Genomic DNA, 14,220 nt, shown 5'->3' on the forward strand with positions numbered 1-14,220 from the left:
CAACGATCAAAAAGGCCCGGACACACGGGTCAAAGGCCTGCGGCCTGGCCGTTCAGATTCCGGGCAGTCGCAGCAGGCCTTCCAGCGCAGCGTAGGCGTCCGGGCGCGCCAGAAAGACCAGTTCATCGTCGGAGGTCAGGCGCACTTCCGGGTGTGGCAACCGTACTGTGCCGTCCCGGACGATGCCCACCACCTCCACCCCTGGCGGCAGGCTCAGCAGCTTCAGACGGGCCCCACGCCAGCTCGGCGGGACTCCGCGGCGGTACAGTTCGCGTTCGCTAGCCAGGGAGTCGGCGGATATGGTGCCTTCCTGCGAGAAAGGCCCGTCATAGGGGACCGCAGGCGTGTCCTGGGTCGCCTCCGACGAGGGCTCCAGGGCGCGGCGTGGGATGAAGCGCACCGAATCCGGCAGCTGCGCCAGCCCGCCGACCAGCCCCGGCCCTCCCTGATGCACGCCGCTCTGGGCGCGGGACTTGACCTGCCCTGGGACCAGACCGTCCGTGCCACTCAGGACGTGGGCCAGGCCGGCAGCCACCAGCGCGCTGGGCAGCAGCGCCTCACCGCCCCAGGCCACCGCCAGCAGCGCGGCCGCCAGAGGCACGTTCAGGGTCACGGTCAGGTACGCCACCAGCCCGATCAGCGTAGACAGCGCGGGGTCCACGCCCAGCACGCTGCCCAGTCCGGCACCCAGCAGCCCGCCCACCCCCACTGAGGGCAGCACACCACCCCCGAAGGCCAGCCGCGCCCCCAGCGCCAGCAACAGCCAGCGCCACGCGCCGGCCAGGCCGCCGTCCGCCCCCACAAAGTCCGAGACGCCCAGTTGCACCCAGCCGCTGCCGTCGCCCAGCACGGCAGGGGTGCTGTAAAAGGCGATGGCCGCCGTGACCAGCCCGAACAGCCCGCCCAGCACCGGGCGCAGCCGATCACTGGCCCAGCCTTCAGGAACGCCGCGCACGGCCAGCAGCGACAGCCACCCGGCCAGCGTGGTGGCCAGCGCCACCCCCAGCAGCGCCGGAAGCTGGGCCAGCGCCGGAACCCCCAGGACTGGCACGCTCAGCAGCGGCGTAAACCCGAAAGCCAGGCCATACACTGCCGTTCCGGCCACGGCAGCCAGCACACACGGCATGACCACCTCGAACTCGAATTCAAAGCGTCGGTACAGCACCTCCGCGATCAGCACGGCAGCTGCCAGCGGCGCATGCAACACCGCTCCCAGGGCTGCCGCCGCCCCGGCCAGGGTCAGGGTGCGGACCTCCACTGCGTCCAGCCGAGTGAAACGCCCCAGTAGCCGCGCGCCCAGCTGACCAGTGACCGTGAGGGCCGAATCCCGCCCCACCAGTAAGCCCGTGCCGTAAGCCAGGACGGTCCCCAGTAGCGTCCGCAGCTGAACAAGGGGGGTGGGCCACTGCCCGCGCGCGTGGTAGCCGCGCACCAGTTGACCCAGCGCGTCCCCCGCCGCCGCCGGCACCAGCCAGGTGTACAGCGCGCCCACCACCGGCAACGCCAGCAGCCCCCAGGGCAGTGCGTCGCCGAAGGCCATCAACAGGCCGCCCTCGCCGGGGGTGCCGGGAGGGGCGTAGCCCGTCACGAGGGCGCCCAACCTCAACAGGGCCTCCAGCAACACGCGCAGGAGGATACTCAGGCCGCCCACCAGCGCTCCCACCAGGACACTGAGAACCACCACCCGTCCCGTTTCCAGACGGGTCAGTACGGCGCGGGGCAATGGTGAACGCATACGTGGCCTATGCTAGAGCAAAGTGGCGGTGGGCGCCCCTGTGTTCCTTCCCCCAAGCTGTGCGGCGCTATCTCTCATCTTAGGGCCGCCTAAAGCTTCATGGTCTTGGGAGATTCGGGAGGGTGGCGTAAGCTGAGGGCAGTTTTTGCGAAGGGAGTGCGCGCACCGTGCGCGTCTCCGGCTTTGCCTTGCAAGGAGAAAGACTGTTATGGCTTACCAAGTTCCCCCCCTGCCTTACGCCTTCGACGCCCTGGCCCCCCACATCGACGCCCGCACCATGGAAATTCACCATGACAAGCACCACCAGGCCTACGTGGACAACGCCAACAAGGCGCTGGAAGGCACTGAATTTGCGGACATGCCTGTCGAAGAACTGATCACCAAACTCGACAGTGTGCCTGCCGACAAGAAGACAGCCCTGCGCAACAATGCGGGTGGCCACGCCAACCACAGCCTGTTCTGGACGGTCATGGGTCCCCAGGGCAGCGGCCAGCCGAGTGGCGAACTGATGGCCGCCATTGAGGGGACCTTCGGCACCTTCGAGGATTTCAAGAAGAAGTTCGAGGACGCGGCCAAGACCCGTTTCGGCAGCGGTTGGGCGTGGCTGGTCGTGCAGAATGGCAAGCTGGCTGTGGTCAGCACCGCCAACCAGGACAGCCCGCTGATGGGCGAGGCGATTGCCGGCGCGAGCGGTACCCCGATTCTGGGTGTCGACGTGTGGGAACACGCCTACTACCTGAATTACCAGAACAAGCGCCCCGACTACTTGGAAGCGTTTTGGAATGTCGTCAACTGGGACGAGGTCGCCAGGCGTTACGCTGAAGCGAAGTAAGCCCTAGGGGAAATGCCCTCCAGCCACGCGTGGCTGGAGGGCATTTCTTTACGGTCCTTGTACGCTGAGAACAGGGCGTAGTCTGAAACCTTGCCTACACCCGCACGAGATAAGCGCTGTCGATCACGTCCAGATCGCGCACCGCCTGCAGTTGCTCGGCGCTCAGGCCCTCGTCCAGCGTCAGCGTGAACAACGCCTGCCCGCCCCGTGTGGCGCGGCCCAGGGCCATCCCGGCGATGTTCACGCCCCAGGTGCCCAGCAGCGTGCTGAGCTGCGCCACCGCCCCCGGCTTGTCCTGGTTGCTGGCGATCAGGATGTAACCTTCCGGTTCCAGTTCCACGCGGTAGTCGCGCAGACGGGTCAGGCGCGGACTCCGGCCGAAGACCGTGCCGCCCACCGTGCGGGTACGGATCTTGTCCGGCCCCTGGGTGCTGACCTTGACGATCACCTCGGTCTGGTAGTCGGGACTGTCAGTCTGCTCGCGCACCGCCAGATTCAGACCGCGTTCCCTGGCCAGGGCGCGTGCGTTGATCATGTTGGGCCGCTCGTCGGTGCTGCCCGACAAGTAGCCCACCAGCACGCTGGACACCACCGGAGCTGGATCGGTGGGAAACTCGCCCCGGAACGTGACCTCGATGTCGTAGGCGCCGGGCAGCAGCTGAGCCTGAATGCGGCCCAGTTTCTCGCCCAGGTTCAGGTAGCCGCCCAGGGCTTCCAGGGTCTTGGGGTCCAGCGCCGGGGCATTGACGGCGCCCTTGCTCACGTCACCCTGCAACGCGGCCAGCACCCGTGAGACGATTTCCGCCCCCACACGCTCCTGCGCCTCGCGGGTGTTGGCGCCCAGATGGGCGGTGATGCCCAGGTTGGGCGCCCCCAGAAAAATGTGATCCGGCGTGGGCGGCTCGTCCACGAAGACGTCCACCCCGGCTCCGAACAGATGACCGCTGTGCAGGGCGTCCACCAGCGCCTGTTCTTCGATAATGCCGCCGCGCGCCGCATTGACCACGATGGAATCCGGCTTCATCCGCGCCAGCTCACGTGCGCCGATCATGCCGGTTGTTTCCTCGGTCAGCGGGGTGTGGACGGTCAGGAAGTCCACCTGCCCCAGCAGGTCGTCCAGCGATGTGGCGCGCGTCACGCCCAGCCGCTCGAATTTGCTCTCCGGGACGTAGGGATCGTAGGCCACCACGTTCATGCGAAGTCCCTGGGCGCGGTCCGCTACCATGCTGCCGATCCGGCCCAGCCCGACGATTCCCAGCGTCCGGTCCTTGAGTTCCAGCCCCAGAAATTTACGGTCCCATTCGCCCGCCCGCGTCTTGCGGTCCGAGCGGGTCAGGCCGCGGGCCGCCGCCATCAGATGCATCACGGCCAGTTCCGCCGCCGAAACGTTGTTGCTCTCGGGGGCGTTCAGCACCAGCAGACCGCGCAGGCTGGCGTATTCCAGATCGATGTTGTCGACGCCCACGCCGCCGCGCCCAATGACTTTCAGGCGTGGCCCGGCGGCGTCGATCAGTTCGCGGTCCACCCTGGTGCGGCTGCGGGTGATCAGGGCGTCGTACTGGGGCAGGCGGCGCAGCGTCTCGGCGCGGTCCATATTCCCCTGGTAATCGATCTGGAAGCCGTCGTGGTCCAGATTGCCGGGGTTCATCTCGTCGCAGATCAGCACGCGCAGGGTGGTGGGCGCTTGATCGGTCTGGGCGGAGGCAGGGGCGCTCATGTCCGCAGGGTAAGCCGCGCAGGGCAGGTGAGGGGCAGTTGATCTAGTCCATAGGTGGGGCAGAGGCTGAGGCGCCCTTACAGTGCGGCCTCTAACTCCAGCGCCGCCGCCAGCAGTGGGGCGTACGCTTCTGCGTCGATTTCGTAGGCGCCCAGCGTTGCCAGGTGAGGGTTCTGGATCTGGGCGTCGAGCAGGATGAACCCTCTGGACCGGACGTGTTCGGCCAGACGGATCACGGCCACCTTGCTGGCATTCGTGACCCGGTGAAACTTGCTCTCGGCAATGAATGCGCCGCCCAGCGCCAGTCCCAGGACACCGCCCGCCAGTGTCCCGTCGCGCCAGACCTCGAAAGAATGGGCCAGGCCTGTTTCATGCAGGTGCCCGTAAAGGTCCGTGAGTTCCGGGCTGATCCACTCGCCGTCCCGTGCTGGCGCTCCCGGCAACCGCCCCCGGCAGCCCTCGATCACTTCACCGAAAGCAGTATCCACGCGGACCTCGAAACGCGGCAGCTCCCGGCGCAGTCTGCGCGCCACATGCAGCCCGTCCTCTTCGGTCAACGGCACCAGAGCGCGGGTTGCCACACCGTACCACTGCACGCCGTCCCCGTTGTCCATCAGGAATGCGCCGCCCGCGTAGCCCCTCGCGACCTCGCGGGTCAGGGGGTCCGGGTGGTTCAGGAAATGGGCGGCGGTGGGCATCTCAGCGCAGGTGCCGGGCGGGCGCGGCCGGTGCGGGCTCACCGGCCATACAGCACCGCCTGCGTGCAGCGGAACAGTGCCATGACCTTGCCATGTGGTCCGCGCACTTCTGCGTCCCAGACCTGGGTGGTGCGTCCGGCATGAACGCTACGGGCCTCGCAGATGATCATTCCCTCGCGCGCCGTGCCCAGGTGATTGCTCTTGAGTTCGATGGTGGTAAAACCCGTGGCCTCCTCCGGCAGCAACAACCGGGTGCCGTAGCCGCAACTTGTATCGGCCAGTGCCACCACGCTCGCCGCGTGCAGAAAGCCGTTGGGGGCAAGCAATTCGGGGCGCAGCGTCAGCTCGGAGCGGATCAGGCCGCGTTCCACATGCGTGAAGCGAATGCCGATCAGCCCAGGTAGTTTGCCCTCGCCCTGCCGGTTCAGCTCGTCGAGCGTGGGAAGGGGGCGCGAAGTCGGGTCAGCCATGGGGCTCAGGGTAGCAGTCTAGCCCGTTTCCGGCCTATTTGGGCCACAGTCGGTCCATCCAGTTGGCCGGATTGGTGCCCTCGCCGCGCACCCGCATTTCCAGATGCAGGTGCGGTCCGGCGCTGAGGCCCGTCGTGCCCACCTCGCCCAGCTTCTGGCCGCGCTTCACGATCTGTCCGGGCTTGACCACGATCTTGCTCTGGTGGAAGTACAGGCTGGTCACGCCCGCGCCGTGATCGATGAGCACCAGACCGCCGCGTACCGGATACTTGTCCGCCAGAATGACCTTGCCGTCGTTGACCGCCAGCACGCTCGTGCCCACTGGGGCAGGGTAGTCGGTGCCGAAGTGGTACGCCACCTCGCCGCCCGGCACGTAGGTGCGCGGCTGTCCGAAGCTGCTGCTGGTCGCCTTGGCCTTCGCCAGTGCGGGCGCAAAAGGCCGGGTCCAGACCTGCGGGGTCCGCAGCATGTACGCCTTGTTCACGGCGGCGTCCTCCACGGCCTTGCCGGGGTCCTGCAGCACACCGCTGACACGTGGGGGCAGGTTCAGGTGCTGGATCGGCTGGTCCAGGCCCACCACCGGAATGCGGCCCCGGATCAGTTCACCCCCCAGATTGACCTCGTAGACCACAGGCGTGGTCTTGCCCAGCACCACGCGGCCCAGCACTATGAACTCGCCCGCCGCACCGATGGGTTTCAGGATCTCGTTGGGCATCCGCACGTCCTCGCCCACCTCGCTCGGAAAGCGCACCGTGGCCTGCCCGGCCCGTGACCCCGACAGTTGCACCACAAATGCCTCGCCCATCCGCAGGCTCTGTGGCACCCGCACCGTCACGCCTGCGATGCTGGAGGTCGGCGCGGTGGGCGTGAGCTGATCGGCGGGCAGCGGCGCAGGCAGGGCAGGCTTGCTGGCGGCGGGAGTGCTGGAGGCCGGAGCCACGCCAGGAATCCGCAACTCCTGCCCGATCTCCAGGGTCGTGCCCTTCAGATTGTTCAGGCGGATGATGGAGTTGACGCTGGTGTTGTTGGCCCGCGCGATGGAGTACAGGGTGTCGCCCTTCCGGACGGTGTAGGCCCCCGCCACGCTGAACAGCAGGGAAAAGGCTAGCAGCACGGCGGCGCGGTCTTTCATGTCCGGCAGCATAAGGGGAGGATGTGAGAAAGCTGGCATGGTGGTCAGGGTTAAGGTGCGTGACCACCTCTAAGCTTCTGCTAGAGAGGCTTTGAACCCTGGAGTCAGGTGGTTTCATGCGCGGCGGAGTCGGCAATCACAAGAGATGCCGCCAGACTTGAGGTTTTCGTTTCAAGCAGGACGGCCCTGATTCCTATTCACTTCTTGCTGGTGTGGGCGATTCATCGGCATCCCGCCACCCGCTTCCAGGCCGCCTTCATGTCCCTCCGGTTGCGGTGCGCTAGCCTGCGGGGCGATATCATGCCTTTATCTTCTCGCCGCACGGCGCTGCTGACCTTCACGCTCACCCTCGCAACGGGCTGGGGAGGACAGGGAGGCGCGCAGGACACCGCCGTTCCCGTCATGCCTGTCCCGCCCATGACGTCACCGCCCAGCCCCACTCCTTTGCCCGAGCCGTCGCCCGAGGTGCCTCCGGTGGTGACGCCGGACCCCGCGCCTGAACAGCCCGTGGTCCCCGCGACGCCCGAGCCTGATCCCGCTCCTGTTGTGCCCGCGCCGCCCGCTGCCCCGGTGCCGCCCGTCGAAGCGCCTCAGGCGCAGCCGTCTCAGCCCCAGCCGCAATTGCCCCCGCCTGCGCCGCCGGCCCAGGGTCAGGCCGGGGCAACGCCGCCGGTCTTGAAGCCGGTGGCCCAGAAGCCGCCCGTGGGCAGCGGGGTCCGTGGGCTGTGGGTCGACGCCTTCGGGCCGGGCCTGAAGACGCGGGCCCAGGTCACACAGATGGTGGACGATGCCGCGCGCATGGGCGTAAATACGCTGTTCGTGCAGGCCATCCGCCGGGCTGACTGCCTGTGCCTGAAAGCCAGCGTGCCAAAGGCGACCGATCCCGATCTGGAAAAGGGACTGGACCCGCTGGGCCTCACGGTGCGGCTGGCCCACGCGCGCGGCATGCGGGTCATCGCCTGGGTCGCTGTGACGGGCATCGCCAACGCAGCGGCCCCCAATACCAACCCGGCGCACATCTCGCGCACGCACGGTCCGAACTCCGGCGCAGCGTCATGGATGGCCCGCCGTCCGGACGGCAGCTGGCTGGAGGGCAATGACGGCTGGCTGGACCTGGGCATTCCCGAGGCCGCCGAGTACGTCATTCAGGGTGTCGTCAGTCTCGTCAAGAATTACGCTGTCGATGGCGTGCAACTGGACCGCATCCGCTATCCTGACGGTGACGTCTGGGGTTACGATCCCAAGGTGTTGGCCCGTTACCGCGCCGAGACAGGGCGAACGGGCACGCCTGCCGTGACCGACACGGTCTGGCAGGACTGGAAACGGCAGCAGGTGACCAACGTGGTGCGGCGCATCACGCTGGAGATCAAATCGCTGCGCCCAGACGCCTGGATTACGGCCGCTACCATCACCTACGGTCAGCCGCCTGCCCCCGGCGATCTGGTGGCGTTCCGGCGGACTCGCACCTACGGTGACGTGCTGCAGGACTGGCCCGCCTGGATGCAGAGCGGCCTGATCGATCTGAACGTCCTGATGAACTACAAGCGCGACGCGGTAGGCGAGCAGGGCCAGTGGTTCGACGGCTGGAACGCCTTTGCGCGCGGCATCCAGGCCCGTCCCGACGGGCTGAGCGCGGGCGTGGCCGCCGGGACTGCCATGTACCTGAATGGCGCCCCCGTGACCGCCAATCAGGCGCAGCGCAGCGTGGGCGCGGGCCTGGGCTGGGTGGGCTACTCCTACCGGACCCCCACCCTGGACGTCTACGGTGCGAAGGAAACCACCGCGCAGGGCCTGAACACCGTTCAGAAGCTGCTGAGCGCCCCCGGAGCGGTGCTCGCCTCGCCCGCCCCGTGGAAGGAAAAGCCGCCCACCTCGCGCGGTCTGATGGGACGCATTACCGGCACGCCCGTGCCGGGATTCCGGGTGGTCGAGGCCCTGCAAAACGGTCAGGTGGTGGCTTATGCCATGACCGACGGTAGTGGTTACTACGGTTTCGCGGCCCTGCCACCCGGCAAGACGGAAGTGCGGGTCAGTGGCCAGCGCTGGGTGGACACCGTGCCCGAACGCGGCGTGGTGCGCCTGCCGGACCTGACAGTGCGTGACCTGAAGCCTGTGACCGCTTCGCCTGTTCCCGTCGCCCCGGCGGTCCTGACGCCGTCCAAGCCCTGAGCATCTTCCCGCCCATAGGCAGGTAAACTCGCCCCATGACCTCCACCGATTCAACCGCCGGCGCGCAGCCGGGTGTCACCCCCCTTGAATTTCGCGAGACGCTGGGGCGTTTTGCCAGCGGCGTGACCGTGATCACCGCCACCGATGGCGAGATCCGCCGGGGCATGACGGCCAGCGCCTTCGTGTCGGTCAGCCTGACGCCGCCGCTGATTCTGGTCAGCGTGGATCACCGCGCCCAGATGTACAGGTTGCTCTCCGAGGACCGGGTCACCCATTTCGGCGTCAATGTCCTGAGCAGCGCTCAGCGCCACCTGAGTGACCACTTCGCCGGACGCCCCGGCCCGGAGGAAGCCGTGCCGTGGTTCGCCCACGAGGGCCTGCCCTTGATCGGCGGCAGTGTGGCTCAACTGGTTTGCCGCAAGCAGCAAGTCATCCCCGCCGGGGACCACACCCTGTACCTGGGCTTCGTGGAGTACAGCCGCTACACCGACGACGATCCGCTGCTGTATTTCCGGGGCCAGTACCACGAGCTGGGGTAGGAGTCCTGTGGAGAGCGCTGAAGGGCTGAATACATCTGCGCAGATGTGGGCGGCTTCCTGCCTCCTGGCCATTTCTGCCGCGCGACAGGGTCTCCGCCCTCTCCACCTAAAGACCTCCTTACGCACTGTGCGAAAGCGGTCAGCCGGGGTGATCTAGACTTCCGGACATGATTCGTCTCGCCATCCTCGCGGACCTGCACGCCAATCTGGCGGCCACGCTCGCGGTGCACCAGGACGCGGCGCGGCGCGGGATCACCGAGTTCTGGGTGCTGGGCGATGTGGTGGGCAAGGGCCCACGCCCGCGCGAGGTCCTGGAGTGGACGCAGGCGCACGCCAGCCGCGTGATCCAGGGCAACTGGGACGCCCGCGTCGCCGGGGCCAGCCACCGCCCCCAGGACCTTTGGCCGCGCAGCAAGCTGTCGCCCGAACAACTGGGCTATCTGGAGGCACTGCCCTACGGCATCGAGGAACAGTTCGGCGGCGCGTGGTGGCGCTTTGTCCATGCCAGCAGCCGGGGCCTGTTCCACCGCCTGTACCCGCACAGCAGCCTTCCGGACCAGATCGAGGCCTTCGCGCCCAATCCGCAGTTCGGGCTGACCCACTACGCCGACGCCCTGGTTTACGCCGACATGCACGAGGCATTGCTGCTGGATGTGGAGGGCCGTCCGCTGATCAACTGCGGCTCTGTGGGCAATCCGCTCGACAGCACGCTGCCGTGTTACCTGATCCTGGAATTCGAGGAGAACGGCCCTGGCTACAGCGCCACCTACGTCCGGCTGACCTACAACCGCGACGAGGAGATCCGCGCTGCCGAGGCCAGCGGCATGCCGTTTACCCGCGAGTACGTCACTGAACTGCTGACCGGCGCCTTCCAGAAGCGCCGAGCGCGAACCGGAGAGGGCTGAGGGGCCAAGGGCGGCAGGCTCTTCTGTCTCCCTGACAATAGAGGGGGCCCCTCCAGTGGGGAGAGGGGCTCTGGGAGTTCGTTCCTGTCGAGGCTTCAATCGCCGGTGGCCGCGCCGATCACCGGAATACTCAGCGTCGCCAGCGTCTGGCCGCCGGAGATCACGTTGATGCTGGCGAGCTGATCGATGCTGACGCCGGTGTCTGCGCGGCTGACCGTAACGTGCAGCAGCGCCATGTTGCCCTGCCGGCTCACGCCGTCCAGGGTAATGGTGGTCCCCGCAGCCAGGGCTCCGGCGTCCAGACTCAGGTCACTGGGAATGGTGCCGCCCAGAACGTCAACCGGGACTTCGAGGGACATCCACGAGCTTTCGGTGTATAGAGCGGGGTAGCTGAGGTCGCCGCTGCCATCGCTGGCGCTCACCCGGACGGTGCTCGGGGCGGCGAAGGCGCTGGTCAGAGTGGCGGGGGCGAGGATCAGGCTCAGGCTGACGGCGGCGGACAGGATGGTCTTTTTCATAGGGTTCTCCTCGGGGGCGGGTTCGGCCCGGTGGCCTCTGCTTCCCCTCTTGAGACCAGTGTCCGCTCAACGTGTGCAGGGCAAGTTCAGGCTTCGTGCAGATCGTGTCAAGGTGGCCGGAGACTGTAAACGCCGTCTAGAACAGCGGAAAAGTCTGTCCTGGCCTGAAATGTGGAGGAACGGCGAGGGCGAGCGGCATTTCAGGCGCTAGCCTGCCCGCATGGCCGACACCAGCCTGAGCGTCTTGAGCGCCATGATCACGCCTGCCGTGCTGATCAGCGGGGCAGGCACGCTGCTTATGAGTACCAGCACGCGGGTGGGCCGGGCCACGGACCGGGTGCGCCATCTGACCGCGCGTTTCCGCCTGCTGGTGTCGGCGGAAGGGCAGCAGGAGCCCCGCGCCCGCCAGGAAAAGCAGATGATCGTGCGCCAGTTGCCGCGTCTGGCCCGGCGCACGCGGCTGCTGGTGCGGGCCATGACCGCGCTGTATGTGGCGGTGGCCCTGCTGGTGCTGACCAGTATCCTGATCGGCGGCGCGGCCCTGCTGGGCGAGCCCTCGGGTCTGTTGCCGGTGCTGCTGGCGGTGGCGGGGTCAGCCTCACTGGCTTATGCGGCCCTGCTGCTCAGTTTCGAGACCCGCCTGAGTGCGCGGACCACCCGCGAGGAAATGGACTTTCTGGTCGGCCTGGGCGAGCACTACTCGGCGCTGTACGACGACACCTATCCCGATCAGGACCGGGCCTCTGTGCCTGTAGCCGCGTCCCCCAGCCGTCGCTCCTAGCAGGTCCAAAATCCCGTCCTGGCGGCCTTTCTGACCGTTCGGTCTGGGACGCCTGACCCTGCCTTTCGGCGCTATGCTGCGCCCTGTGAGTCTGCTGCCCGCCTTCCTGAATCTGAGTGGTGAACGGGCCGTGGTGGTTGGCGGCGGCACGGTGGCCCTGCGCCGGACGCGGACCCTGCTGGAGGCCGGACTGGCTGTGACCGTGATCGCGCCCGAAGTTTGCGAGGAACTGCTGACGCTGCCCTTGAACATTGAGCGGCGTGGCTATCGGGACGGCGATCTGGTGGGGGCGCGGGTGGTTGTCGCGGCGACCGATCAGCCCGAGATCAACGACGCTGTGGTGGCCGCCGCCCGGCAGGGGGGGGCGCTGGTCAACCACGCAGGCGAGGCGGGACAGGGCAACCTGCGCTTTGCGGCCACGGCGCAGCGTGCGGGTGTGCAGGTGGCCGTCAATACTGGACGTGAACTGCCGATGCTGGCTCAGGCACTGACCCGGCGCGTCGCGGCCCTGCTGCCCGCAGAGGCACAGATTGATGGTTGGATCGCGGCGCGCGAACATGCGTTGACGCTGGACGGGGCGGGCCGTGCCACTGCCCTGCAGGGCTTGAAAACGGACATTTGGGCCGCGCTGGGGGGGCAGGCATGACGCTGGCCTGCCCGACCGCCCGGCGCTTCGTGGCCCATTCGCCGCTGCCCGCCCCGGATCCACTGGACTTCGCAGTGGTGGGCCTGAATCACCACACCGCGCCCGTCGAGGTCCGTGAACGTGCGGCGGTGCGGGTTGGCGAGGAGGACGCGCTGCTCGCTCACCTGTCGCGCCATGCCCGCGAGGTCATGCTGCTCTCAACCTGTAACCGCACCGAGGTCTACATGGCCGGCCTGAGCGGCGATCCGCTGGCGGCGTTCCAGGGGGCCTGGGGCCACGCGCTGGAAGACCATCTGTACAGCTATTCCGGCGAGGAAGCCGTGACCCACCTGTACCGCGTGGCCGCCGGCCTGGACAGCCTGGTTATTGGCGAGACCCAGATCCAGGGTCAGGTCAAGCGGGCCTGGCAGGCCGCCAACGCGCGCGGCCTGAGCGGCGCACTGTTGAACAAGATCGCCCAGGGCGCGCTGGCCGCTGGCAAGCGCGTGCGGACCGAGACCGGCCTGAGCGAGAGCGTGGTCAGCGTGTCCAGCGCCGCCGTGGAGCTGGCCGAACTGGCGCTGGGTGGGCTGGCGGGCCGCACCGCCCTGATCATCGGCGCAGGGGAGACCGCCGAACTGACCCTGACCCACCTGCGCGCCGCCGGGATCGAGGACGTGATCGTGGTCAACCGCACCGCCGAGCGCGCCCGCCAGCTGGCCGCCAAACTGGGGGGCCGCGTCTGCGCCGCCGAGTTCCTGCATGAAGCGTTGCCCGAGGCCGACGTGGTGATCGCCTCCAGCGCCGCGCCGCACTACGTCCTGAATGGCGAGTCGGTGGCCGCAGCCCTGGCCGCACGCGGAGACCGCGCCATGTTCCTGATCGACATCAGCGTGCCCCGTATTCTGGACCCGGACATTGCCGCCGTACCAGGCGCGCACCTGCTCAATCTGGATGACCTGACCGCCGTGGTCCACCACAACCTGCAGGGCCGCCGCGCCGCGCTGCCGCAGGCCGGGGCCATCATCCGCGAGGCTGCTTCGGACCTGAGCCGCTGGCATCTGACCCGCACGGCCCAGCGCACCGCCCACGACTTGAGCCGAGGGCGGCGGGAACTGGCCGTGGCCAGCGACTAGGCTAGGCAGCGCCCGCTGAGTGAACAGGGCGGTCTGGCCCCCTGCCTCCTATTCCTCCCGCCCCGATTCCCGTACCCTGAACCACATGTGGACCCTTCTTCCTTCAGGCGGCCTGCGGGTGACCGGCGCGGACCGGGTGGATTTCGTGCAGGGGCAGATGACCGGCGATCTGCGCGGCGCGGCGACCCCCGGCATGGTGGCCTGCGCCTTCCTGAACGTGCGTGGTCAGATTGAGCAGTTCGCGCGGGCCTACAAGCGCGCCGACGACGTGTATCTGCACCTGGATGCGGCGGCGGCCGCGCCGCTGATGGCCCGCCTCAAGCGCTACATCATCTTCGATCAGGTGGAGGTGCAGGACGTGTCTGACACCCTGCGCACGGTGCATGTCTGGGAGGCGGAGAGCCTCCCTGGCTGGACGGCTGACGGTCCCGACGTGCAGACCTTTGAACTCGGAGGGGGTGCGGTTCTGGCGGGACGGGTGAATCGCAGCGGCACGCCCGGGGTGGACCTTCACTATCTGGCCCGTCATGAGGCGGAGGTGCTGCCCGCCCTGAAGGGGGCGGAAGTTGAGCTGGACGAGCTGGACGCCGCCCGCATCCGCGCCGGGATTCCCGACATCGCCCGCGACGGCTTTGTGGGCGTGCTGCCGCAGGAGGTAGGGCTGGACGTAGGCGGCCCGCTGCCGTCCATCAGTTACCGCAAGGGCTGCTATGTGGGGCAGGAAATTATGGCCCGGCTGGAGGCTCGCGGGCAGACACGCTATCACCTTGCCCGGGTGGCCGGGGACGGTTGGGCTGTCGGCACGGAGGTGAGTCATGCCGGGAAAGTGGTGGGTCAGGTGGGCCTGAACATGGGTGGTCTGGGTCTGGCCCGACTGCGCAAGGACCTGCCAGAGGACGCGGAAGTGCAGGTGGGCGAGACTCCGGCCCGCGTACAGTCCCTGACTGCCCGCACCTGAAGCCC

Annotated in this window: 14 protein-coding genes; 8 read left to right on the forward strand and 6 right to left on the reverse strand. The window is 67.9% G+C overall.

Annotated features, from left to right (window positions below; all coding sequences use genetic code 11):
* Positions 1-52 precede the first annotated feature (52 nt).
* Positions 53-1,735, reverse strand: a complete 1,683-nt coding sequence (locus HNQ08_RS04770; protein WP_184127953.1) for a chloride channel protein — start codon at positions 1,733-1,735, stop codon at positions 53-55.
* A 208-nt stretch (positions 1,736-1,943) separates the two neighbouring features.
* Between HNQ08_RS04770 and HNQ08_RS04775 the strand changes: the two genes are divergently transcribed.
* On the forward strand, positions 1,944-2,567 hold the full coding sequence (locus HNQ08_RS04775) for a superoxide dismutase (RefSeq protein ID WP_184127954.1): 624 nt from the start codon (positions 1,944-1,946) through the stop codon (positions 2,565-2,567).
* A 94-nt stretch (positions 2,568-2,661) separates the two neighbouring features.
* On the opposite strand, the gene serA is transcribed toward HNQ08_RS04775, so the two are convergent.
* The 4 genes from serA to HNQ08_RS04795 form a co-directional block, all read right to left on the reverse strand.
* The gene (gene serA, locus HNQ08_RS04780; protein ID WP_184127955.1) at positions 2,662-4,284 is read right to left on the reverse strand and encodes a phosphoglycerate dehydrogenase; all 1,623 of its coding nucleotides are present in this window, start codon (positions 4,282-4,284) and stop codon (positions 2,662-2,664) included.
* A gap of 77 nt (positions 4,285-4,361) precedes the next feature.
* Positions 4,362-4,982 (reverse strand): leucyl/phenylalanyl-tRNA--protein transferase, encoded by a 621-nt coding sequence (gene aat / locus HNQ08_RS04785; protein WP_184128916.1) that lies wholly within the window; start codon positions 4,980-4,982, stop codon positions 4,362-4,364.
* 38 nt (positions 4,983-5,020) lie between these two features.
* Positions 5,021-5,452, reverse strand: coding sequence for a PaaI family thioesterase (locus HNQ08_RS04790; RefSeq protein ID WP_184127956.1), 432 nt, complete (start codon positions 5,450-5,452; stop codon positions 5,021-5,023).
* Between the two features lie 34 nt (positions 5,453-5,486).
* The gene (locus tag HNQ08_RS04795) at positions 5,487-6,584 is read right to left on the reverse strand and encodes a LysM peptidoglycan-binding domain-containing M23 family metallopeptidase (RefSeq protein WP_184127957.1); all 1,098 of its coding nucleotides are present in this window, start codon (positions 6,582-6,584) and stop codon (positions 5,487-5,489) included.
* A gap of 300 nt (positions 6,585-6,884) precedes the next feature.
* Between HNQ08_RS04795 and HNQ08_RS04800 the strand changes: the two genes are divergently transcribed.
* The 3 genes from HNQ08_RS04800 (at position 6,885) to HNQ08_RS04810 (ending at position 10,197) form a co-directional block, all read left to right on the forward strand.
* Complete coding sequence (locus HNQ08_RS04800) at positions 6,885-8,753, forward strand: glycoside hydrolase family 10-like protein (RefSeq protein ID WP_229789728.1); 1,869 nt, start codon at positions 6,885-6,887, stop codon at positions 8,751-8,753.
* Between the two features lie 35 nt (positions 8,754-8,788).
* A complete protein-coding gene (locus HNQ08_RS04805; protein ID WP_184127958.1) occupies positions 8,789-9,292 on the forward strand; it encodes a flavin reductase family protein in 504 nt (167 codons plus the stop codon).
* A gap of 167 nt (positions 9,293-9,459) precedes the next feature.
* Positions 9,460-10,197 (forward strand): metallophosphoesterase family protein, encoded by a 738-nt coding sequence (locus HNQ08_RS04810; protein WP_184127959.1) that lies wholly within the window; start codon positions 9,460-9,462, stop codon positions 10,195-10,197.
* Positions 10,198-10,292: 95 nt separating this feature from the next.
* On the opposite strand, the gene HNQ08_RS04815 is transcribed toward HNQ08_RS04810, so the two are convergent.
* The gene (locus HNQ08_RS04815; RefSeq protein ID WP_184127960.1) at positions 10,293-10,715 is read right to left on the reverse strand and encodes a hypothetical protein; all 423 of its coding nucleotides are present in this window, start codon (positions 10,713-10,715) and stop codon (positions 10,293-10,295) included.
* A 220-nt stretch (positions 10,716-10,935) separates the two neighbouring features.
* Here HNQ08_RS04815 and HNQ08_RS04820 point away from each other — a divergent pair, with 220 nt between their 5' ends.
* The 4 genes from HNQ08_RS04820 (at position 10,936) to ygfZ (ending at position 14,215) form a co-directional block, all read left to right on the forward strand.
* On the forward strand, positions 10,936-11,496 hold the full coding sequence (locus HNQ08_RS04820) for a DUF2721 domain-containing protein (RefSeq protein ID WP_184127961.1): 561 nt from the start codon (positions 10,936-10,938) through the stop codon (positions 11,494-11,496).
* Between the two features lie 85 nt (positions 11,497-11,581).
* A complete protein-coding gene (locus HNQ08_RS04825; RefSeq protein ID WP_229789720.1) occupies positions 11,582-12,142 on the forward strand; it encodes a bifunctional precorrin-2 dehydrogenase/sirohydrochlorin ferrochelatase in 561 nt (186 codons plus the stop codon).
* Positions 12,139-13,257 carry a glutamyl-tRNA reductase gene (gene hemA / locus HNQ08_RS04830; protein WP_184127963.1) on the forward strand — a complete coding sequence of 373 codons (1,119 nt, stop codon included), beginning with the start codon at positions 12,139-12,141 and terminating at the stop codon, positions 13,255-13,257. The genes HNQ08_RS04825 and hemA overlap by 4 nt, the downstream gene beginning before the upstream one ends.
* 85 nt (positions 13,258-13,342) lie before the next feature.
* Positions 13,343-14,215: a CAF17-like 4Fe-4S cluster assembly/insertion protein YgfZ gene (gene ygfZ / locus HNQ08_RS04835; protein WP_184127964.1), complete on the forward strand. Its 873-nt coding sequence runs from the start codon at positions 13,343-13,345 to the stop codon at positions 14,213-14,215.
* Positions 14,216-14,220 lie beyond the last annotated feature (5 nt).

Source organism: Deinococcus humi (assembly GCF_014201875.1).
Lineage (GTDB): Bacteria > Deinococcota > Deinococci > Deinococcales > Deinococcaceae > Deinococcus > Deinococcus humi.

Coding starts and splice junctions, on each gene's coding strand:
- HNQ08_RS04795 (WP_184127957.1), bottom strand. CDS start 6,584: ATGAAAGACCGCGCCGCCGTGCTGCTAGCCTTTTCCCTGCTGTTCAGC.
- HNQ08_RS04790 (WP_184127956.1), bottom strand. CDS start 5,452: ATGGCTGACCCGACTTCGCGCCCCCTTCCCACGCTCGACGAGCTGAAC.
- HNQ08_RS04820 (WP_184127961.1), top strand. CDS start 10,936: ATGGCCGACACCAGCCTGAGCGTCTTGAGCGCCATGATCACGCCTGCC.
- aat (WP_184128916.1), bottom strand. CDS start 4,982: ATGCCCACCGCCGCCCATTTCCTGAACCACCCGGACCCCCTGACCCGC.
- serA (WP_184127955.1), bottom strand. CDS start 4,284: ATGAGCGCCCCTGCCTCCGCCCAGACCGATCAAGCGCCCACCACCCTG.
- ygfZ (WP_184127964.1), top strand. CDS start 13,343: ATGTGGACCCTTCTTCCTTCAGGCGGCCTGCGGGTGACCGGCGCGGAC.
- HNQ08_RS04770 (WP_184127953.1), bottom strand. CDS start 1,735: ATGCGTTCACCATTGCCCCGCGCCGTACTGACCCGTCTGGAAACGGGA.
- HNQ08_RS04805 (WP_184127958.1), top strand. CDS start 8,789: ATGACCTCCACCGATTCAACCGCCGGCGCGCAGCCGGGTGTCACCCCC.
- HNQ08_RS04810 (WP_184127959.1), top strand. CDS start 9,460: ATGATTCGTCTCGCCATCCTCGCGGACCTGCACGCCAATCTGGCGGCC.
- HNQ08_RS04815 (WP_184127960.1), bottom strand. CDS start 10,715: ATGAAAAAGACCATCCTGTCCGCCGCCGTCAGCCTGAGCCTGATCCTC.
- HNQ08_RS04775 (WP_184127954.1), top strand. CDS start 1,944: ATGGCTTACCAAGTTCCCCCCCTGCCTTACGCCTTCGACGCCCTGGCC.
- hemA (WP_184127963.1), top strand. CDS start 12,139: ATGACGCTGGCCTGCCCGACCGCCCGGCGCTTCGTGGCCCATTCGCCG.
- HNQ08_RS04800 (WP_229789728.1), top strand. CDS start 6,885: ATGCCTTTATCTTCTCGCCGCACGGCGCTGCTGACCTTCACGCTCACC.